This window comes from Rossellomorea vietnamensis NBRC 101237, from assembly GCF_001591825.1.
Taxonomy (GTDB): Bacteria; Bacillota; Bacilli; order Bacillales; family Bacillaceae_B; genus Rossellomorea; species Rossellomorea vietnamensis.
In genome coordinates this window covers 174,520-196,522 of record NZ_BCVQ01000002.1, presented here as the reverse complement: position 1 = coordinate 196,522, position 22,003 = coordinate 174,520, and the positions used below count along the sequence as shown (strand labels likewise).

General features: G+C 43.0%; 14 protein-coding genes and 3 tRNA genes. 5 read left to right on the top strand and 12 right to left on the bottom strand.

All coding sequences use genetic code 11. The features are described 5' to 3' along the window. Positions 1-19 precede the first annotated feature (19 nt). The 4 genes from BVI01S_RS02035 to BVI01S_RS02015 all read right to left on the bottom strand — a co-directional run bounded on the left by BVI01S_RS02035 (position 20) and on the right by BVI01S_RS02015 (position 3,709). Positions 20-95: transfer RNA gene (locus BVI01S_RS02035), tRNA-Thr, on the bottom strand. A 91-nt stretch (positions 96-186) separates the two neighbouring features. Then, positions 187-262 (bottom strand) — tRNA-Val (locus BVI01S_RS02030). A gap of 29 nt (positions 263-291) precedes the next feature. Next, positions 292-366, bottom strand: a tRNA-Glu gene (locus tag BVI01S_RS02025). Between the two features lie 1,276 nt (positions 367-1,642). Continuing rightward, positions 1,643-3,709, bottom strand: a complete 2,067-nt coding sequence (locus BVI01S_RS02015; RefSeq protein ID WP_061809043.1) for a class I SAM-dependent methyltransferase — start codon at positions 3,707-3,709, stop codon at positions 1,643-1,645. A gap of 109 nt (positions 3,710-3,818) precedes the next feature. On the opposite strand from BVI01S_RS02015, the gene BVI01S_RS02010 reads away from it, so the two are divergent. Continuing rightward, a complete protein-coding gene (locus BVI01S_RS02010) occupies positions 3,819-4,181 on the top strand; it encodes a DUF948 domain-containing protein (protein ID WP_061809042.1) in 363 nt (120 codons plus the stop codon). Positions 4,182-4,451: 270 nt separating this feature from the next. On the opposite strand, the gene BVI01S_RS02005 is transcribed toward BVI01S_RS02010, so the two are convergent. From BVI01S_RS02005 to BVI01S_RS01990, 3 genes are all read right to left on the bottom strand, one after another. Then, positions 4,452-5,798 carry an S-layer homology domain-containing protein gene (locus BVI01S_RS02005; RefSeq protein WP_061809041.1) on the bottom strand — a complete coding sequence of 449 codons (1,347 nt, stop codon included), beginning with the start codon at positions 5,796-5,798 and terminating at the stop codon, positions 4,452-4,454. Positions 5,799-6,097: 299 nt separating this feature from the next. Further along, the gene (locus tag BVI01S_RS01995; protein WP_061809039.1) at positions 6,098-6,412 is read right to left on the bottom strand and encodes a DUF5658 family protein; all 315 of its coding nucleotides are present in this window, start codon (positions 6,410-6,412) and stop codon (positions 6,098-6,100) included. Positions 6,413-6,632: 220 nt separating this feature from the next. Then, complete coding sequence (locus tag BVI01S_RS01990) at positions 6,633-12,209, bottom strand: pullulanase (protein ID WP_061809038.1); 5,577 nt, start codon at positions 12,207-12,209, stop codon at positions 6,633-6,635. A gap of 353 nt (positions 12,210-12,562) precedes the next feature. Here BVI01S_RS01990 and BVI01S_RS01985 point away from each other — a divergent pair, with 353 nt between their 5' ends. After that, positions 12,563-14,665, top strand: a complete 2,103-nt coding sequence (locus tag BVI01S_RS01985; protein WP_061809037.1) for a GDYXXLXY domain-containing protein — start codon at positions 12,563-12,565, stop codon at positions 14,663-14,665. A gap of 443 nt (positions 14,666-15,108) precedes the next feature. On the opposite strand, the gene sipW is transcribed toward BVI01S_RS01985, so the two are convergent. From sipW to BVI01S_RS01970, 3 genes are all read right to left on the bottom strand, one after another. Further along, a complete protein-coding gene (gene sipW / locus BVI01S_RS01980; protein WP_061809036.1) occupies positions 15,109-15,681 on the bottom strand; it encodes a signal peptidase I SipW in 573 nt (190 codons plus the stop codon). 24 nt (positions 15,682-15,705) lie between these two features. Beyond that, the gene (tapA, locus tag BVI01S_RS01975) at positions 15,706-16,569 is read right to left on the bottom strand and encodes an amyloid fiber anchoring/assembly protein TapA (RefSeq protein WP_082804629.1); all 864 of its coding nucleotides are present in this window, start codon (positions 16,567-16,569) and stop codon (positions 15,706-15,708) included. Between the two features lie 125 nt (positions 16,570-16,694). After that, positions 16,695-17,288, bottom strand: coding sequence for a CalY family protein (locus tag BVI01S_RS01970; RefSeq protein WP_061809034.1), 594 nt, complete (start codon positions 17,286-17,288; stop codon positions 16,695-16,697). A gap of 257 nt (positions 17,289-17,545) precedes the next feature. On the opposite strand from BVI01S_RS01970, the gene BVI01S_RS01965 reads away from it, so the two are divergent. Both BVI01S_RS01965 and BVI01S_RS22835 read left to right on the top strand, forming a co-directional pair. Further along, entirely contained in the window at positions 17,546-18,547 is a 1,002-nt protein-coding gene (locus BVI01S_RS01965) for an RNPP family C-terminal domain-containing protein (RefSeq protein ID WP_082804628.1), read from the top strand. Positions 18,548-18,800: 253 nt separating this feature from the next. Beyond that, positions 18,801-19,109 (top strand): hypothetical protein, encoded by a 309-nt coding sequence (locus BVI01S_RS22835; protein WP_082804627.1) that lies wholly within the window; start codon positions 18,801-18,803, stop codon positions 19,107-19,109. Positions 19,110-19,566: 457 nt separating this feature from the next. Here the strand turns inward: BVI01S_RS22835 and BVI01S_RS01955 are convergent, their stop codons facing one another. Then, positions 19,567-20,268 carry a hypothetical protein gene (locus BVI01S_RS01955; protein ID WP_061809031.1) on the bottom strand — a complete coding sequence of 234 codons (702 nt, stop codon included), beginning with the start codon at positions 20,266-20,268 and terminating at the stop codon, positions 19,567-19,569. A 159-nt stretch (positions 20,269-20,427) separates the two neighbouring features. After that, positions 20,428-21,345, bottom strand: a complete 918-nt coding sequence (locus tag BVI01S_RS01950) for a hypothetical protein (protein ID WP_061809030.1) — start codon at positions 21,343-21,345, stop codon at positions 20,428-20,430. 166 nt (positions 21,346-21,511) lie between these two features. Here BVI01S_RS01950 and BVI01S_RS01945 point away from each other — a divergent pair, with 166 nt between their 5' ends. Further along, the gene (locus BVI01S_RS01945) at positions 21,512-21,907 is read left to right on the top strand and encodes a hypothetical protein (RefSeq protein WP_244886830.1); all 396 of its coding nucleotides are present in this window, start codon (positions 21,512-21,514) and stop codon (positions 21,905-21,907) included. Positions 21,908-22,003: the final 96 nt, after the last annotated feature.

Below are 22,003 nucleotides of genomic sequence, written 5' to 3'. Positions count from 1 at the left end.
CGTCTCATAAAAAACCGAATGGTGCCGGCAAGAGGACTTGAACCCCCAACCTACTGATTACAAGTCAGTTGCTCTACCAGTTGAGCTACACCGGCACGTGTTTTGCTACTTATTGAAAGCAATGCATGGAAAGATATTTTGCTGACGCAAAAACAATGAAGTTTATTTTACTCTCGTAAAAAAACTTGGTGGAGGATGACGGGATCGAACCGCCGACCCTCTGCTTGTAAGGCAGATGCTCTCCCAGCTGAGCTAATCCTCCATATTAAGTTGTTTTACTACACAAAAGAATGGTGACCCATACGGGATTCGAACCCGTGTTACCGCCGTGAAAGGGCGGTGTCTTAACCGCTTGACCAATGGGCCGTTTATTTAAATGCCCTTTAAGGACAAGTATTACTATACCAATTAATTTCGCAGAAGTCAACTTCTAAATAACAATTATTGAGAAGTTTTTTCGACTTACTCATTATAACATTTTTGTAAGCCGAAAAAGAATATACCACAATAATTAAGTTTATATCAATAGTGATTTTAAAAATCAACTTCAATCGTACTTTAGATTCTACTCTAAAGTGCTCCCCTTTCTTTTATGTAAACTTTTTAAAACAGGACGCCTTTCATTCCTCTTCTTTCGGTGAGATTGAGGGTAGTATGTCTTACATATCTTAAACGATCAGATTGTTTATTTTTCAGAAGACACCAACGTGATGGCCGATATGAAGATCATACAGGACATCTACCAACCGTCTCTTGCAACCCTTTCATGTTCCGGACAATTCGTCATGGATGTAAAAGAAACGGCATATGCACTTACTCATCTCTTAAATGTTAAGAAAGTAATCCCTTGCCATACCTTCCTTAAAGTTAAAGAGGCCTCCTTTCCGGAAATATGACTGAACATGTAGAGGGCTTTCCTGTGATACAGTTTATGATGGGTCAGGATGAGGAATTAAGGGAATCGATGAAGAATATCGGTGTAGAAGTTTCTATTCTAAGGTATGGAGAAACTAAAGAGTTTTAATGGAAGGAAAGGAGAGTAGTCCTATAATTAAAATGAGTGTGCGCCTCCTAATATTATATTAGAGAAAATCATTCAATTTCATTTGATGATAGGATATTTTTTGCTGTAACTTACTTTTTATGCGGGAATCCAGACATCCTTCAAGTAATGCTTTATGATAGTAAATCCTCATGGAATGCCATTTGAATTTTAACACTGTAAAAAACATCGTATTCCTCCTTAATATCATAAGTGGCAGGAGTCCGCTACAGAAAGCGGCAAGCCCTTTCGCGTCTTTAGTTTTCACTCATTTTTTCCTTTAACCTACCATTCTCAAATCAAAAACCACTCAATTTGTAGTGATTCAAATTTACCATTCAGATAATATCACACTATCTATCGTTATATACGATATATTCTTAAAAGAATACTTTTGCGCCAATAAGTGAAAAGCAGGAAGAGATCTTTTTCATATTTACTTGTTTTAAACAAACGTTTGTTTAGTCTCACTCCCTTCTGTTTTAATAGGGATTCTTCAATTCATCAAACGTTTGTTTAATAATATATCCTAGTACTGAAGCTGATGTCCTTAATTAAAAAGCTCTCACCCTCCCAGGAGTGAGATCTCATAGCATTTCATTATTTCTTCTCAATCACAATAAAACACGTACTATCCGGAAGACGCACCGGTTTTCCGGTTTCATCGGTAAGCTCGATTTTCTTTTCTAAATGTTCTTCATATCCTTCTTGCAGGTAATGTTCAAACACCAGAATTTCAACTTGGTCTCCGAGCGTCGCCTGGATAAATTCACGAAAGGCAGATGGGGTAAAATATCCGAATTGCTCCTGTACTTCATGGGGGTATGCTTCTTCTCCCCACGTATACGTATAGAGGAATTCCATTGCATCGTTTACATTGAGAAGGACGGCATCCTCTCCCGCTGAACGATATGTGATCGACCTCCCCTTGAAGTCCCCGACGTATCTCTTGAAGAAGGAAAGGCCTTGCGGGTCTTTAAAGCGAATGATCCGTTTCTCTTCCACTGGCTCTGTCATGATGCCGTCCCGGATGATGATCCTTCCTTTTGGTCTGAGAGCTTTAAGGGAACTCTTTAAGGTTTGGGCAATGACCCCATGATTGAATTTTTCACCTTCGTACGGGATGTAGGAGAACATTTCATGGAGGATCGACGAGAATACGATCGTGTCGGCCCCTTCCTTCCCGATGTAGTCTTCGAGCTTGAGAGCATCTCCCTGCATGACTTCCCATGGGGCGTTATCCCTCTGCTTTTTCCGCTTCAGCTCCTCCACCACATTGACGGCAATGTCAATTCCGATGACGGTTGCCCCGGGGTGGTGACGGGTCAACAGGTCCAGCATGACTCCGCCACCCGGACCGATATCGACCATCTTCTTTCCTACAGCGTAGTCGGAAATCTTTTTCTTGAAATCCTGTGAGCTATTCATATCACTTAGGTAGGTTTGTTCATTGTTCAGCCTGTCATAGGCATCCTTCCTGAAGTCGAACAGGTCATATAACAGGACGATGGCCCGGTCATAAAGGGGTGATTTTTCAGCTTCCTGGCAGAATTCAATCAGCTTCTCCCCTGCCCGTGAAAAAGAAAACCCTACCCCCGCCATTTCTTCCTGTGTATGAAGTGGCTCTGCAATCAAATGGACATGCTCGTTTGAAGGGTGTTTCCCATTGACGATTTCTTCGATTGTGCACTCGGCAAGATACGATTCTATGATTCTTTTTTTATAAACATTGACGATCTTTCGGCCTTTATAGTCGTAATAAAGCTCCTTCATCAAGGGCTCGAAGGAAAGCTGTTCCAGGAGGGAACTCCGTGTCTTTCGTTCAATGAGTAGAAAGATCTTGATGCATTCTTCAAACGTAAAATCCGTAAGGGAGGCCTCGACATACCACATATCCGTTTTCCGAAAAAAACGTTCCAGAAGCTTTTCTGCATCGGGATGGGAACTTAGCCACTCATCGTATACGGCGTCAACGTTTTCCCCGCGTAAAGAAGCAAGATTTCTCAGCCTTCGGAGTCTTGCCTGAAACGTTTGCTCTTTGGACACTTCTCCATTACAAATCCAGTGGTTTACTTCTTCCATTTCCTTTTGTACAAAACTCCAGATCTCAGGAGATACTCCCGCTACGATACAGTGATTCAGTGCATACAGAAGAGGAAACATTTCTTGTGTCGCCACTTCGATCAGAGGCTTCATGGATGAATATCTGACCTCACCCCGTATGTATTGTCCGGCGAGACCGTGTGTCAGGATCAGCACGTACAACAGCTTCTCCCTCTCACGATTACGTTTTGCTTCCGGTCGTTTTTCCATTTCCGAAGCGTAAATTTGGGCTGACCCAATATTATGAATGGAGAGGTGAAAGCCGTGATCAAGCCACTCTTTCCGTTGGTGGGGAAGGCCGCACTTGGCCGTTTCGCTCCACATGAGAACTTCTTCCACTAACCCTTTCTCTTCTTGGTGCAGACTCAACCCGTCCAGTACTTGGAGTGTTCTTTCTACGTATTCCAGCACCGGATTTTGGGCCATTTGTTCAAGCGAGTCGACTTGTTCAAGGTTCACATTTTTCTCTTTTGTAAGAGAAAGGTACTTTAACCACTTATGTTCCCGCAGTATGAGTGTATTTCCTGATTTCAGCTCGGCGATTGCACGTAAGGATGAAAGCATTGTTTTCGCTCCCTCTTTCTCGTTATTTATCCATCATACCTCACTCTGGTAAGGAATGTCTGAAATTCCTTCTTCATAGACTTAGTGTAAAGGAAGGGAGCTGGTCTCAATGCTTGAGTGGAGCGCTGCTATTGCAGCCGTTGCATTTACGATTCTTGTGGCTTATTTGATTTTGACATTAAGGCGAGTCATGAACACACTGGACGAAACGAAGAAGACGCTGTCTGACACGAGGAAGGCCGTTAATGGTATTACAGAGGAGGCTGAAGAACTGATCCATACGGCCAACCAGATTTCTGTTGATGTAAAAGGGAAGATGAAAGCCGTTGATCCGTTGGTTGAGTCCGCGCATGATGTCGGGGACATGATCCAGAGTGTGACAAGCTCTGTGAAAAGGGCCGCTTCGCAAAAAAGGACACCCAAGACCATTCATACTGAGGATAGCAAGCCGGTGCAGATTAAATTGAAGTAAACGGGAAAGGGGCTGAAACGGCCCCTTTTATTTGTGTCTAAACAAACCAGTCTACTTTAACTGCCCATTGCAGGTGCATACAGTTTTGGTTTTACCACGGATTAATTGTGCTTAAAAAGATTATGTGGCACTGAGAAAGGACAGGTCATTTTGACCTGTCCCTCTGTTCCTGTATTCATTACATTTAGGTTGTTTGGTGACTACTAAACACCTTAGTTCCCGAACCTAAAAAGGCATCGGACTAAAATGGTTAATAACCCCATTGCCCACTTATATGGATTCTCTAATTCTATAATACTCCAACTTTTTCGTGTCTTTATTATAAAGGAATTGAATAGTATAGTCGCCGACACCAATGTTTTGATAATAGTAACCTGGATGGAGGAGCCTTGCAGGTGCTGAAACCCCAAGAAGTCTTTCCATGTCTGAAGGAGTGTACTCACTCCCTCTCATATCCTTTGAAATCCCATTTACTTTAAGATCCTTTTCGTTTAGGGGCACTTTGAAATCATACATACAAGCACCGAACTTGGCATAAGTATGATCTGCACTCTCATCGATTGAACTGCCATAGTATTCATTCATTTGTTTCGCCGTTACACCCTTCATACCAAACTCACAGCCTAGCATATGGCCGTATTGCGCAGCTTCAAGAAACAGCGGAGAAAATGGATTTTTCGCCAGATCCTGCTTCGGTTTTACCACCACTGTATAGGAGAGTCTATCTTCACCAAGATAAATCAGGATTTGTCCTACTCCCTCATCCCCTGTGACAATTAAGGAATTTCCCAGAGGAGTCGTTTGACTTTGAATGCCCCTCCCTCTTGTTTTAATCGAGGCGTACTCATCCAGAGCTTCAATTTTTATAGGAGAGTTTGGTTCCACAATGATAAGATCACCATTATGAATATTTACATCGTCTAACTTATAATCAGGAACGTAAACATCACCCTCTTTATAATCAAAGGTGTCATATTGAATGGTGAGGGGCTCCTTGAATGACTTCACGTCCACCCTGAACTCAGGTTCCATCGCACGGGCTAAGAACGCACTGAACTCAGCTCGTGTAATATGGCGTGCCGGGAAGAATAACCCGTTATTTAATCCCTGTGCTATTCCTGCCTCCGATACTTTTAAAATAGATTCATAGGAGGCCATCGTTGGATTTATATCAAGATAGTCAAAGTCCAATTCTTCCTCTAATTCAAATGCTCTGGATATGAAAATGGCCATTTCCGCTCTTGTTACAGGTTCATTAGGCTTAAACGTATTACCTGGATAACCTTTAACAATCCCCTTTTCCGCAGCAGATTCAATGTAACCTACTGCATAGCTCTGGCTGCTCACATCGGAAAAGCTAGATTCCCTCTGCGCCCCATCCAATCCAAGAGCACGACCAATCATCGTTGCTGCAGCTGCCCTTGTTACATCTTCCTGAGGATGAAATGCATTGTCAGTTCCTTTGATAATGTTGTTTTCTGATAGATACATAATCTCTTCATAGAAGGAAGACGATTCTTTCACATCCGAAAAGGAAGTAGCCGCACTAGCCGCAGAGACAGTAAACAAACAACCCGCCACAAGCGAGTACACAATGGTCGATAGTATTTTTTTCATCCGAACACTCCTTTTTGTAATAAAAAATACATTATTGTAACATAAATGTAATTATACAGATGTAAATTAATCCCTTCAATAGGTAATTTGTTCCACTTTATAATTTTGAAAAAAGGAAAAATGAAAGGCATTCCTCCCTAGGACCATAACATGATCCAAAGTGTGACAAGCTCCGTGAAAAAGGCCGATTCGCAAAAACGGACACCCAAGACGATTCATACCGGGGAAAGCAAGCCGGTGGAGATTAAATTGAAGTAAACGGGGAAAAGGGTATGAAACGGCCTCTTTATAGCCCATGCTCAAGTAAATCCACCTGCGACCTCCAACAGCCAGTACCCATGCATGAGAAAAACACAGCTGTAGGATACTGCCGCAAACACTGACACGAGGAGCAAAACCCTTGAAGACCGTTTATCCGTTTTAAGCTGAAAAAGAAGGAACAGCAAAACGAACGAGAGACCGAGCTTCAATAGTAGAAACAGCCAAGGGTCCGTGAGATAAAGGGTATGCATGAGGGGATTGGATTCTGATATATATTGAAAGTGCAAACCATACATCGTGAGGAATGCGTCTACGAGGTTAAGGAGTAAGATATAAAGCAGCAGGTACTTCATCTAATCGATTCTCCTATTCGTTATTTATCTTGGCTATAAACAATCATATCACATAATTCATTATAACATTTATTTTTTGTTCTTAATATAGAATATTAAACAAACGTTTATTTAACTCCTCCCTTCCTTTTATTGATAGGGATGGGTCCACTAATCAAACGTTTGTTTAAATTTCAAAAAAAAATCCCAACCCTACGAATAAGGTTGAGATTCCATGATTCTATGAATGTTTCTTTTTCTTCTTCCCATTCTTCCCCTTCTCATCCACCTTGATCACGACAGTAGTCAACGGATCGAGGGTCAATGTGTCGTCGCTCATGGTGAAGCCTGATTTCTTTGAAACAGGATGTGTCCCCGCTTCATCGTTATCCACGACCACTTTTCCTTTGGAGAAGTCATAGTCTCCGATAGACAGCGTCCTTGCTTCATCATCCGCATTCACAAATACATAATACTCACCCGTACCATCCGTCGATACGTTTTTATACGCAAGCAGTAGGTCCGTATCAGCGATTTCAGGGATATCCATCAGGGAAACATTTTGATCGACCAGTTCTTTGTCGCCGAGTCGGAACGCATTGGTGGATCTTCTCAGCCTGATCAAACCTTCTGTGTATTCCCGTGTGATTGTGTTGATTTCGTATTTCTTCTCGTTCGTTGCTTTTTCCCAGTCAAACATGTTGATGGCGTCGGATGAATCGTAGGAGTCGTGGATGAAGTAGCCGAATGGGTCTCCATTTTCGTCCTCTAGCTCATGGTATTTCTGTTCCGGCACGCCTTCACCGAGCCACTGCTTGGTCCGTCCGTATTCCTGGCCAGCGTGAAGGAAGGCCGTTCCCTGGGATGTCAGGATCATCGAGTTTCCAAGTCTGATCCGTTTATGGATTTCCAGGTTATTTTCCGGGATGGCCGGGTCCTTTTTGATCGATTGGGCAATGACGTCGTACAACGGCAGATTATCATGTGCCGCGATGTATTGGACCATGTCACCCGGATCATCGTCAGCCGTGTTGCCCGGCTGTCCTTTGATATTGTTGAAAATGGTGTTGATGTCGCGGGCGCCACCGGTCAGGAAGCGTGGCTCACCTTCTGAACCGAAACCGGATTTCAGTTCGTTCCGGATTTCGTCGGAGAAGACTCCCACGTCGTCGGTTTTGTCCATCCAGTCCTGATCGGCTCCCATTCCTTTTAATGAAGGATCTGACAGGTGACCGGCGAATGTTCTCCAGCCTTCCCCGATAAACAAGGCGTCCGGGTTGATTTCAGATGCGGCATCATACGCTTTCTGGATCGCAGGATAGCTTGCGTCCCCCATCATATCGAAACGCATGCCGTCGATTTTGTATTCGTCGAACCAGTATTTCACGGAATCCACCATCAGCTTCTCAGCCATCACATGGTTGGTGGCGAGGTTATTTCCGAAGCCTCCGAGGAAGTTCCCCTGCTCATCCTGGAACGCATAATAGTTCGGCACGATGTCGTTCAGTGTGCTTGTTTTGGCCATATGGGTGTAGACGACGTCGAGGACGACTCCCATGCCTTTATCATGAATCGCATCGATCAATCGCTTCGTTTCCTTGATGCGCAGCTGTGGATCGGTGGGATCCTCTGAATACGCACCGTCCGGAGAGAAGTAGCTGTGAGGATCATATCCCCAGTTGTACTCGTTGCCTCCCGCGGAATACTCAAGCTCCCGTTCACCCATCTTCGTTTCATCACCGTAGTACCAGGCCATAATCGGAAGCAATTGAACGTGGGTCACACCCATTGATTTGATGTAATCAAGCTTTTTGATGAAGGCGTCATACGTACCCCATCGTTCCTTTTTCAAATCCTTCTCGATGGACGGGTCGGACGTGAAGTCACGGACATGGATCTCGTAGATGACCGCATCCTCCTGTTTTTCATAGCCATCGATGGAAGCATGAGTGAATTTCTTAGGGTCCGTCCCCTTCAAGTCGACGATCGCCGCTTTTCCGACATTATCGCCGTCTGGTCCCGCTTCACCCTCTGTGTTGACGGTGAAGGCTGCCATGGATTTGGCGTACGGATCGAGGACTTTTTTCGTTACACCGCCATTGGTCACTTCGTATTGATAGTAGTAACCCTTCAGATCCTTCACTTTTAATTCTTTCGCTTTCACGTCTGTCGACCAGACGCCCTTTTCACCTAAAGTCATTTCCACTTTTCCAATCAGTGACCTTGCGTCTTTTTTATGATAAATATTTGCGACCACCCTGCTTGCTTTCGGTGCCCACAGTTTTAACGTGGCATTACCTTTTTTATAAGTGGCACCAAGGTCATCCCCATCGTAAGCATACTTATTATCAAGCAGTCGCCAGCCGGCTTCTGCCGAAACGGTCCTGCCCGAGTAGGTGATGGAAAGAGGGAGCTTTTTCAAATCGAAATCAGCTTTCACTTCCACCGTTTTGTCTCCCGTGATCTTGGCGCTGTTTACTTTCACATCGGAACCATCACTGTCTTTAATGGCCAGCCCTGAAAGCAATGCGTCTTCCGTCAAACCATCCGTCATCGTAAAATTCAGGCGGATCGTGTCATCCGAAATGACTTCAGATGACACAAGTCCCGTCGCCACATCACCATGTGGAGAAATGAAGACGTTATCCTCGCCCTCTTTCACCCATAGTTGATCATACTTATCGAGGAGGTTGAAGGTTTTGTCTCCGCCATCCTTCTCACCGGTTGCCTCATTTAGCACAAGGAAGCCGATCTGCTTGGCATCTTCATTCAACTCAACGTCTACATACGCACCATATCGATCCTTTTTTGAAAAATCCAGTGCGCCCGTCGGCCAGTTCTCTGTAGGAGATTTCACATCTCCCCACGTCCATAGGCCGAAGTTTTCATAATTCCCGTCTTCACGGTCATAGTGGATGCGCACCGTATTCTCAGGCAGATCCACCGGCTCATACGTATACACCTTATCCGATCCCTGTTCGATCCAGATTTCATTCACGTCAGGATTTGTGATGGAGAAGGCTTTGTCTCCGCCGTCTTTACCCCCATCGCTTTTCGTTACATCCATGACAAGAAATCCGATGTTTTTTGCCCCTTCAGCAAGCGGCACATCAATGTATGCCCCGTAGCTGTCGGTTTTCTCGAACATCGTCGCTCCTGTCGGCCAGTTTGACGATGGAGAGGCGACATCATTCCACAGCCAAGCCCCGAAGTTGTCGTAGTTAGCATCCGTCCGGTTATAGTGGATGCGGATGTTGTTTTCAGGTACAGGTTCCGCTTCAGGGTCCTTTCCTCCAGCCAATGCCCCTGTGATCTTGCCGCCTTCAACCGTGAGGAGTGCCGTACCTCCGTCTGTTTTGGAAGGAAGGGTCAGAGTGACTTCATTCACTCCACTCGTATTGTACGATTCTCCAGAGTACGCGTTCGTCACGACCGCTTCAGGAGAATCAACCGTCAGCGTGATCTCTTTCGCTTCATCCGCCACGTTTAACCCGACGTATACGGAGTCGTCTTCATAGTCACGGGAAAATAGTAGAAACTTGTCGCTATTCGAACCGCCGACTGTATGTCTTTCCCCCTTCGCAAACACATCCGAATGGGCTCCCCTGAAGTTCAGGATCTTTGTATAGTGATCCAGCACATCATTATTCTCTACATCATCCCAGTTCAGGTCATAGCGGTTATCATACTGGGGATAATTATTCGCACCACTCTGACCTAACTCTTCACCATAATAAATGACCGGCTGCCCTTTCGACGTCGCCTGCAGGGAGGCAGCAAGCTTCAGCTTTCCTTTGTCCCCGCCGAGTGAATACAGGAAGCCGTCTTCATCATGGCTTCCAAGGAATTGTCCCAGTGTGGCCGTGTTATCGATCTTTCCGTTTCGGGCCGTCAATTTATCATTGGCCGCTTTCAGGTTGCCGTTCACAAACTCACGGGCGATATCCTTGAATCCGAAGTCGAGGAGGGAATCCATCATCCCTGTATCAAGATAGCCGTAATCATTGTCGGCACTTGCGCCCCACGCTTCCCCGATCATTTTGTGCTTCGGCATTTTTTCAGTGATGGCATTCTTGAAAGCCATCCATGTGGCGTCCTCCACATGTTTTACCGTATCCACACGGAAATAGTCGATCGTATTACCCTTATCCGTTTTTGCTTTCTCGATCCAGTCGGTCTGCCAATCGATGATCTCTTGACGCACTTCAGGATCTTCTGTCCTCACGTCAGGAAGCCCGGCCAGTTCACCGACCACTTCGTCTGTCCCGACATTCCCCTGACGAAGAATATCGCTGTACTTTTCACGCTCGGCGTCCGTAGGATATCCGGCTGGACGCTGATCTTCCGGCAGCTCGCCGTCGATTTCTTTCAATCCGTAACCGGTGTGGTTCAACACTACATCGACCATGATCTTGATCCCGCGATCATGTGCCTCATCAATCAGATTATGAAAGTCGTCCATGCTTCCGAAGTGAGGGTTGAGTTCGCCGAAGTTGTTCGCCCAGTAGCCGTGGTAGCCGAAATAAGGCTCCCCCTCCTCCCCTTGTCGCACATCATACTTCACATTCTCCACAACCGGACTGATCCAGATCGTGTTCACGCCAAGCTTATCAAGGTAATCGAGTTTTTCCGTGATCCCTTTAAAATCTCCACCTTGATACGAACCGCGTTTACTTTTATCATAATTAAGGTTGTATGGATCATCATTCGATGTATCCCCGTTGAAGAATCGGTCCGTCAGCATGAAATAGATGATCGATTCATCCCAGTCAAGGTCGGAATCGCCGACGGACTGTCTTGCTTTCACTTCGATTTCCGTGCTTCCTTTGTAGACGTTTCCGTAGGAATCCACTGCGGTTAGAGGAATCGATTTGGTCCCTGCCGTAATGTCGTCATCCACAGAAAGGGTCACTTCATTCAGCGATGGATCGATTTCAAGCTTCTCCGACCCGCCCAATGAAGAAACATCCGCCGTGATTTTTTGAATCGTTAAGCCATCTGTCAATCCTTCGATGTCGATATTCAAGACAGCATTTTCATTATAGTCTACAGCTGCAGGAGCCACAGAACCCGCCACGGTCAGATCGGCTTTCTGGAAATCAAGGACCGATTTGCCGTCCACCGTATTGTAAGGGTCGCTCACTTCCGTCGTCACACCATCTTTTGTGACTAGAAAACTGTACTCATGTTTACCATTAGGAATGTTGTCGTATGGCAGAACGAAACGCTCATTCTCCGGCTCATACGTCATTTCCTTCGTTTCCCCGTTATACTTTAATTCAACTTTCTCAATCGTATCCATTCCATCGTTTTGGAAAAGGTCCTTGTCACGATAGAAAAATGTCGCATCTCCCTGATCGATGACCGGTGCGGACCCGTCCGGTACGATGCGGATTGTTTCGACACCGCTTGTTATGTACGCCTTGGTGAGGGTGTCGTTCTTATTCACCTTGATGAAGCGGTCACCGAATTCCTTCTCAGCCGTATTCCAATCCTCGGTACTGCGAAGGACAAATCCGAACTGCTCCGTTTCAGGTGACACGGCAATATTCGCTACCGCCACTCCGTTTTCATAGGAATCGAAATTGATTTGATCATCCTTCACCCCTGTATTCCATGCCCATATGTTCCAGCCGTCGTACGTTTCGTCTTCACGGTCATACGTGAAGCGTACTGTGCGGTCACCGGAATCCGCTGCTGTCGCCGCCTCATTTCCATCGGCCACGGCAGAAGCCGCCGGAGCGAATGGTGACCACAGGCTGATGAGCATCATCAATGTCATCATCATGGAGAAGTGACGCTTTGTCCTATATCTCATTCATGTTTTCCCCCTTATTTGGATAAATAGAATAATAGAAGTGCTCGTGATGATGTTTGTGAAATCGTTTGCACAATTGGTTAAAAAAATGTGAGGTGACTCCCGAGGTAGTCATTTCGAACTAATGCAAACGCTTGCAATTATCTGTCTTTTTTATTTTACAATAGATGGGGAGAGGGTGGCTATATGACTAATGGGGGATTTTTTACATATTGTGATTGTTCAGTAGAAACTATCTACGGTTTAAAAATGAAGGATTTGAATACTCCCCTCTTGCTTCCTCCATATATTAGCCTAATTCCCTTGCGCCATCATATAATAGAAGGAGGGATTTCAAGACAGGGGTGAGTTTTATGAAAAAAATGGTTTCACTTACCTACTTATTCGGAGTTGTTTTCATTTTAACCAGTGCACTTTATTTTTTCGCTTCTAACTGGCAGGTATTTTCTCGGCTTGAGAAAGTGGCATTAGCGGGGGCTTTGATTGTATTGTTCTATGGAGCCGGTTTCCTGTTGGACCGTGTTTTGAAGGGAGCCCATTTCCTGTCCAATTGGCTGTTGGTCAGCGGGGTGATTTCCTTTGGTCTTTCCGTTGCGCTGCTCGGACAGCTGTACAATTCCCATGCGGACAGCTATTTATTGTTTCTTGTCTGGTCCATTCCCGCCCTGCTGTTCAGCTTGTACACTCGATACGGGGGATTTTACGCATTGACCCACATCCTCATCCATTTGACGATCTACTTTTATCTGTTCCCTTCCACACCATTCGGGCACTGGACCCTCGTCCATACGTGGATCGCATTCGGAGTCGGCATCGCGAACATGCTCTTATTTTTGATTATCAAAAAAGGATATATCCAAACAAAACCATTGCTTTACCTGAGTCTCGTCTCTGCCAATCTTCTTCTTATCGTCACAGCTTTCAATAACCCGTATTCCGCTTTCTTCACCCTGTTTTATATAGGCATCCTCGGCGTCGGGATACACCGGTATTTTCATAAGGAAACATCCATCTTTATCATTCTATCGATGTTCGGAACGGGCTTTGTCATTATCAAAATGTTCGAGCTGATGGCAAGATACGTGTCCAGTCTGTTCTTCTTCGGCCTTTTACTGACCGCGATTCTGTTATTAACGGGAAGTGTATTCCTTGTAAACTACTTACGAAACCATTCCGCTTCCCGTCACTGGACAAAGACGATCTTCGTGGCAAGCGTCACGACTATCGCTTCTGTTTTTATCGTGGCGTCTGTTTTCGGCCTGCTTTCATTGTTCATGGTGGATGTCTCCATGGCCATTCTATTTGTATTGGCGACGGTATTTCTCGTCATTCCAAGTACAATGACGAACTGGCCGTCCCCTGTAAAGTATTCGCTTATGATGACCGGCATCGTGTTCGGGATGATCGCAAGTGTATTTGATGAATTTTCGTTTGTGATGTTCTTTGTTTTGGCCTTTGTCTTTTACATTGAAAAACGGACTGCTGCGAGATTTATCTTTTACCTGCTGTTTCAATTGAATACAGCGATCTTCCTAGGGCAAACGATGGAACTGGGTGCTCATGCCCTTCTGCTGGTGATGGTGTTCTTAAACGGAATAGCCTACCTCCTGCTGAAAAATAACCAGGCCCTTCAGTATGGGGCGTTTCTCAGTGGATTCATAGCTCTTTTCTCGTTAACGACGATCGATCTATCGTTGAGCCTTCATATTATCTATTGCACGCTATTTTTCCTGATAGCGACCTTATGCGTGTATGTTTTCAAAAAGCAGGGTCTTCAGGTTTATTGGATATCATCCCTCCTATTCTGGTTCATGCTGATCGTCCAGTTGTATTATGATTTGGCCTGGAAGCTCGTTCATAAATCCGTGCTCTTTGCCGTGTTGGGCATGGTCTTCTTTCTGGTGGCCAGCTACCTGGATAGGAAGAGTGGCTTTGAACGGAAATCGTACTCGATCCTTGCAGGGAAAAGGCTCGGTCTCCTCCTCATCATAGGTCTTCAAGCTGGATGGGTCGGATATCAGGTGTATTCGAACGAAACCTTACTCCAAAACGGGGAAACGGTCATCCTGGAACTTCAACCAGTCGATCCGAGGTCCCTCCTACAGGGTGATTATGTGGAATTAAACTACAGTATTTCACAACTGGAGGATACCTCCATCGATGACAACGGGCCCGTCACGATCGTTTTACGTAAAAACCCACAGGGCATCCATGAATATTCAGGAGTTTATAAGTTTAATGGAAAATGGAATGCGTCTTATGAAAGTAAGCCCGGGGACGTGCTCTTAAATGGAAAAGTGACAAGCTCATGGGACAACAGTGCCCAGGTCACATATGGAATCGAACATTTCTTCATCCCCGAAGGAACCGGTCTCGATGTGGAAGGTAAGGTGAAAACTGCGGTGGTGAAGGTGAGTGAGAAGGGGGATGGGATATTGGTGCGGTTGCGGGACTGAGTGTTAGGCCCTTTATTCTGATTAGAGTGAAAGAGGTAGGCTGAGAGGGAATATTACTAAAAGCCAACCTCAATATATTTATGCTCTTTCTAAAAAGTTTGTATTTTTCGCTACTTCAATCATTTTTTAATTTCTATTAAATCAATGCCTTCCCTGTACAACTGATCGGGATCCAAATCTAACTTGTGAGTATATTCTTTTGGATTGGGCGTCGATGGTTAGGTTCGGAAGAAAGATTGGGAGACTTTCTAACAACACTCTTCGCACAGCCAGGTGGACCTATTCTATAAAAATAGGTCCACCTGGCTGCTCAATTCCCAGAGCACGCTACATTAAGATGCCGATAATCTGATTGAAGTTGAAAGGTATATCTTCCCCATCCCCTTTGGAACAATTAAAAAGGAAGCAAGAGGTCCGCCCCCTTGCCTCCTATTTAAAATTATTTACGATACATTCTTCTCAATCGTGTCTTCTTTTTTTGATGAAAGATCAATGGAGGAGATCGCTTTCCAAATCGTAAAACCTGAATATAATAGAAGTAAGATTCCCGGGATGATGAACATCAATGCTCCGTTTTTTGAATTCATGAAGTTCATGAAGTAGCCTATATAGGGAATCGTGAATCCTTTATATTCTGCCACTACATTTTCAGACAACACTGGTTCAAGGTCTGGCGCGTCATTGTTGTCCCCCTTGGTTTTATACATTACATGGTCACCGCTCTTGGTCACTTCTAAAACACGGTGAGTAACGAGAATGTTCTCTTTTTCTTTAAAAGTTATAACGTCTCCCTTTTTAAAACGCGTCATGTCGCCTCCTGGTTTCACCGCAATAATGGATCCCGTTTGAATACCCGGCTCCATCGATCCTGAGAGTACGGTTTTAATTTGATACCCGAAGAATTGAGGCTCTCCACCTGATGCCTTTGACGAGACGACGACGAATATCATCATAAACAACACTGCATATAAAACAACCGTGATACTTGTACTTAGTATTTTCTTTGCTAGCTTCATATTTTTATCAACCTAACCTTTCTTTTACTCTTGATTACTAGTTGTTTCCAAGGAAGAAGGAGCAGGCTCCGATGGCTCTTCTTTCTTTGGAGGTGCATCTCTTTGCTCGCTTGCTGCCTTCACTTTAGCTTGTTCTTCCGTTTTCTGTTCTGGCTCGACAGGCTCATCAGGCTGTTCAGGTTCCTGTTTATTTTCTTCCTTTGGTGGAGTTTCTTCCTTTATATTTTCTTCTCTTTTTTCAGGTGAAGGAGCGGGGTCAGTTACTTCCTGGTTTCCTTTATCTTTTTTATCTATGTTCTCAGGTGTCTCTGGTTTCTTTTCTTTTTCGCTTTTATCCGGGGTCTCTGCTGGCGCTTGATCGCATGTAACGGTGATCGTTTCACTCCATAATTCATGTCGAATATCTTCTTTATTTCCGTGGCCGGGGCGTTGGAGGGCTTTGAATTTGTAGTTACCCGGTTGATTGACATTAGCTGTTAAAGTAGCAGTTTCACCTTCATTCATAGGTTGAATATCTCCACTAAATACATTGTTTCCGTCCTTAGGATTTCCAGTGGCTGCATAGTACACTGCAAACTCTGTTGTACCTTCCATGGAACTTCCTGTATTCATCATTCTGGCTGAAATGTCTATCGGAGAGCATGCATTTACGGTCTCCCCTTGTTTATCAGGGAAGGTTAAAGAACTTTCATCCCAACTACTCCAAGTACCTGCAGTTATAACACCTGTTACATGGTCTTGGTCGTTGAAATAGGCGCCAGTACTTCCGTTTATAAATGATGTCGTAATGGTGGTGGCATACCAGATGGCCATTAGCTGACAAAGGAGCTTCCACTTTTTTGTAGGAGTTTTGTGCTTTCTTGTTCTTAGGTATCTTATGGAGATCACATCCTTTGTATATGGAGTAAATTTTTATTTTTCAGAAAAACATAAGGTGTCTCATCCCTTTCTGAAAAATAAAATTGGTGTAGGAAAAGGGGATCTAAATCCCCTAATTCCTACATTTAATTAAATTACTTTGCTACGCCATCTCCTTGTTTACCTTCAAAGGTCCATTTAAGTGATAAAGAATCACCTTGGAATTCATTTTGTTCACTACCAGTGTCTACAAATTCGTACTGAACTAACAAAGTGTCATTTGTGCCAGCAGCTAATTTTCCTCCTCGTTCTCCCAACCACGCTGAGAAGATATTACCCTCAATAACATCTGGAGCCATATTTTTCAAATCAGCTAGTGTTGTACTAAAGATAGGTTCATCTACTTTATCAATATTCCAAAGGAAGTTTACTCGGATATGCTTACCTAGATCTTCACTATTATTATTATTCGCATCCGTCACAGTATAATCGGTAGCGAGATCAATAGTTGCAATATCAAGTGTTCCGTTATTTAATAATTTAAATGAACGGAGCATAGTATCCCCTGGTTTGATATTCCCCACATTAATAATCTCTGTTGGTGCAGCATTCAAGTCTAAAGTACCCGCTGCAAAGCTAGCGCTAGTATCTACACTATCACTAAAATACGCATATGTACCTCCCCCAACTAATGCCAACCCAAGTGCTGCTGATGCTACGCCTAAACCTAATTTTTGCTTAATACCCATCTTAAAATTCCTCCTCGTTTTCATCTTATTATTTGGTTCGTTTCAAAGTTTGTTTTGTTCTTTTTAACGAACCTTACATTTGAAGTATAAGACAAATGTCATGGGTTGGAAAACCTCAAATCCGGCTATTTATATGTTAAAAAGAACAAAAAACGTTTATTATCTCGGATTATCTCTTTATATCTTATCTTTTTATTTATTATTAAGAACAAACTTAAACTTTATAATGAACGAAAAATTCTGAACTAAACCCTGAGATGGATGATACAATTTCCCTCATTCTGCCAATCTCTGTTAAGATATTAAGTACAGTTTTATTCAGTGAAGGTGATACATTGGATTACTCCGTTATTGGAAAAAAGATTAGAGAAATGAGAAAAGTGGTGGGGTTAACTCAAGGGGATCTGGCTGAAGAGGTTTGTACGCAGGCGCTGATCAGCCGGATTGAAAAGGGAGATATTTATCCGAGTGCTACGTCGCTTTATCAGATTTCGTTGAAGCTCGGAGTGGATGTGAACTTTTTCTTTGAGATTGGGACCACTCCCCGCCTTGATTATATACGTGAAGTTGAGAAGCAGTTGAGGACCCTTAGACTGGATGGGAAATACGAGGAAATGATGGAAGTGGTCAAGACGGAAGAAAAGAACCCCTTCTTCTATAAAGATACTGAGAAACTTCAGTTGCTATACTGGCATAAAGCAATCTATCTGTTTGAAGTTAAAAAAGACCCGGATCAGTCTTTTCAGTTATTGCAACAAACTTACGAACTGACAGCTAACCAAAAAAAGGCCGTTTCAGAAAGAGAAATGGAAATCCTCATGACCTTCGGCAGCTGGGAATCCCTTTTAGATAACCACGAAGAGGCACTACCACATTATCAGAAGGTTGAAGACATCCTGAATCATACAGAACAACTATTTGATAAATCAATCAAAACCAGGCTATTCTATAATACTGCCAGAGTCCTGACCAGGTTAAATCGATATGAGGAATCAACCGATTATTGCCGGAGAGCCATTAAATGGTGTCTTGAAGAGGAGCATTTATGGGGGCTTGGAGAGCTTCATTATCATATCGGGTACAACTTAGAGTTGATGGGGAAATACGATAAGGCTTTGCCGTACATAAATAAATCCATTCATATGTTTGAAATACATAAACATGAGCGCTACCTTTCTTTCTTGGACAAGAGAAAAAAAGAGATCAAGAGTAAATTGGAATCGCAAGACCTTTCCTTCGATTTAGACACGGAACAATGATTCTTTTAAACTTTTGACCGTAAAAAAGGGAAATTCAGTAAAACAACTATTTATTTGACTAAAGCCTTAGACGTAAGCTTTTGCATTCGTTAATCATTAATGTAGCAGGAGACATACTCTGAATCCCTTTCTTATAAACTAAGAATATATAACACTTTAAAAAGCCATTCATTTTGTTAAAACAATTAATCTTAAAACTTCAATCTATGTTATGATATACAGGAAAATATTACTATAAAAGGAGGTCATTTCAATATCTACCTCAAGAATTTTAAAATGGACGACAGGGGCTTTTGAAGCCGTTTTAGGTATACCGTTACTGGGGGCTTCCATCATCATCGGTTTTTTATGGTTCCCTTTAGTCATCATGTTGGTCCTGCATATTACAACACTTCTTCTCACCATCAGGGACAAAGGTGCCACTACCGGCAGTATACTCGGAATCGTCACATCCTGCATCGGGTGGATTCCTTTTGTGGGGATGGTTATGCATATTGTTTCAGCGATATTTCTCATGATTAATGCTGCAAAATCAGATCAAGCGTCTAGAGAATGGGACTGAGGACAAATCCCTTGTCCCATATCATTCATAAGTTGGTCGATTCATGAGCTCGCTTAAATCACTCATATTAAAGTAGAGTACGAGCACTAAAGAAACCAATAAAAGCATTTGTATAGAAAGAGTAATGTTTCTTCTTTTTTTAGAAATGTTAAGTTTTTGCAGGACGGATGTAAGAGGTAGAGCCAATAAGCAACAGATGCCAATAATTAAGACAAGGGATGGATGCATGTATATATTAATATATAAACCTGGAGAAAAATCTTGTACGGACTGAGCCAAAAACGGCAGAGATACTAACATCAGAGTGAGTAGAATCAAGACTGTCATTAAGTAAACTGAAATTTTCATCGTGGCATCTTTCCTTTCTCATAATAAGGAATTCAAAGGATGTACAGGGACGGACCTTTGGCTTCCAAACCATTTAAATAATCCCAGACGGGAAGCATGAGAACCGTCCCTATGCAGCTTGTTTCCTTTCCGCTGTAAGAATACCTCTCCTCAACCAAATGCCGCCTAAGCCTGAAGCAACCCCGAATAAAAAAAGGAAAATCAATGTGACCGTCCCACCTTTTTGATAGGGAAGATTCGAATAATACCCAACCTTTTCCCCTGTAAGCCCCCTGATCCACTGAGTTTCCATTTTTGACTTCGTCTTGGTTGTAAAGTTACTTACCTTTATCACTCCATTTTCATTAATACTGTAGGTTCGATAGTTTATGGGATTTGAGTTGATTTTCTCTGTGGGCGGGGAAAGTCTCATGGCTACGATAAATGACTCTTTGCCCGTCCCCTTTTCCATCACCTCTTTATACTGAATTGCTTCGGTAAAGTCGTTCATCCCTTTAGGATCAGAAGTGACATTAAACCTTTTTAGTTCTGCTTCCTGTTCATCCTTTATTTCAAAAATAATATTTCCTTTCTTCTCCCCTTCCTCCTCGACAAACGTATTCAATTTGACTCCATGAAACACCTGAACAGGATATATATCACCGTCCTCCTCTAGTGAAATGAAGTCATATTGTTTATCGAAACGGTATTGATAAAGAGTTTCCCGGAGTGATTGAAGGAGAAAATACGCGACTAAAGTAATCGAAAGAACTCCAGCAATGATAAGGATATGACTTATATACCGAAACCGTTTCTTAGTAAGATCAGCCATAGAATCGCTCCCTAAAATGGATTCAATAGAATACTAATTCTTTAACGGCTCCACTTTCACCTTTGGGAAACATGTCAAATATCTTCAGAGTTTTTGTAGAAAATTGCCGGGATGGGAGAGTGCTCACTTGTCCCACAAGATCTGTCCTCCAGTCACATATTAATCAACGATAAAACTGTCTTCCAGAGTAAAATGCTCAGTGCTGGTACCAAATGTGCCTTCTATTTTGTAGGTCCCCGGTATCAATGGAACTCTTTTTAGTGTAAGGGCATCTGTGGTCCATGGCTCCAGCATAATGGAATGTCCTTTTAGGAGAGCATGTTCTGGATAGTAAACCGTTTCCACCCTGCCTATTGCAGGATAAGACTCCGGCGGTCCCCAAGTATCTACCTTCACCCATTTCCATCCTACTGAACGATAGATTTTCCATTCTTCTAAGTAGGAAAGGTGGTTGGGTCCCCAGTTGGTTAAGCTCATAGTTAATACTTCTTCAGGATGATATTTATTCTTTTCTACATTGATTGCTACATTAAAATCTTTTAGAGAAGCGTAAAGCGGGTCATAATGAATATCCCTGAACTTTCCGTTCCCATCACGTACTATGAGAGTATATCTGTAGAGAGCGCCATGGGGTGGAGGAATCTTGACCGTTAGTTCTTTAATGTCGCTTGTTTTTTTGGAATAGAGAACGATTGGATTTTCTCCACTTTTATTTACCTTTTCCAATGTAACTTCGGTTGTGTATCCATCTTTCGTCATGACCTTTTGCAGAAAGGAAGGTATGTCAGGCACGTACTCTTCTCCTGGCAGCACCTCCACTGCTCCTCTTCTATTAGAACCTTCAGGGCCGGGCTTCGTAAAGATATTCCCTGTTCCCCTTCTGTAATTCCCGCCTTGAACCACCTCTCCGAAAGTTGGAATCGGGCTGTTCACGTACCCTCCGATAGAATTATTCATCGTTTCCTTTTTGCTTTTCGTGAAGTCCGTGACCACTTCTACAAACCCGAATGCCAGAATAATAATCAATAAGATCCTTACCTTTGGATTCTTTATTGTTTTCATAGTGACTTCTTTCATGATATCCCACCTTTCTTCTCTTTTTTTCCAGAACGGGTGTCAGATCCCTTATCCTTAAATCTAACCCCTATACTCTTGAATTCTCCTCTTCTATTAGAGGGTCCTTATCCCCCTATGGAGGGATTTATGAAATTAGTCACGAATATAGTAGGCAAGGAGGGATATTTTGAGAAATTCATTGTACTTGATTGTTTTTAGCTTATTAATTGTACTGGCTGGTTGTGGTTTAGAGACAAAGACCCTTACAGAGTTTTATGAGAAGGATCTTAATGATGTAACCAAAATCGTCATAGTGGATGGGAGTACTGGATTTAAAAAAACCATCACAGATAATAATAAAATTGAAGAATTGTTAAGTGAAATAAAGGACATTAAGTTCATTCCAGATGAAAACCAAGAGAAAAGGGAAGGATGGCGGTATTCCATTGCGCTGTATCAACAGGATGAACGTACGTTCCAATTTACCATGACAGAAATAGATGAGCATTATTATCATACAGAACCAGATATTTTCCCAATTGTGAATGAAATGTATGAAAGCATCGATGTTCAAGAAGAATAATAGATTTTAAATTTGCACTTACCTGGAAATAATATGAGGATTTTCCTACAGAAGAATTCACATCTGTAATATATATGTAATTTTTGTAATGTTAAT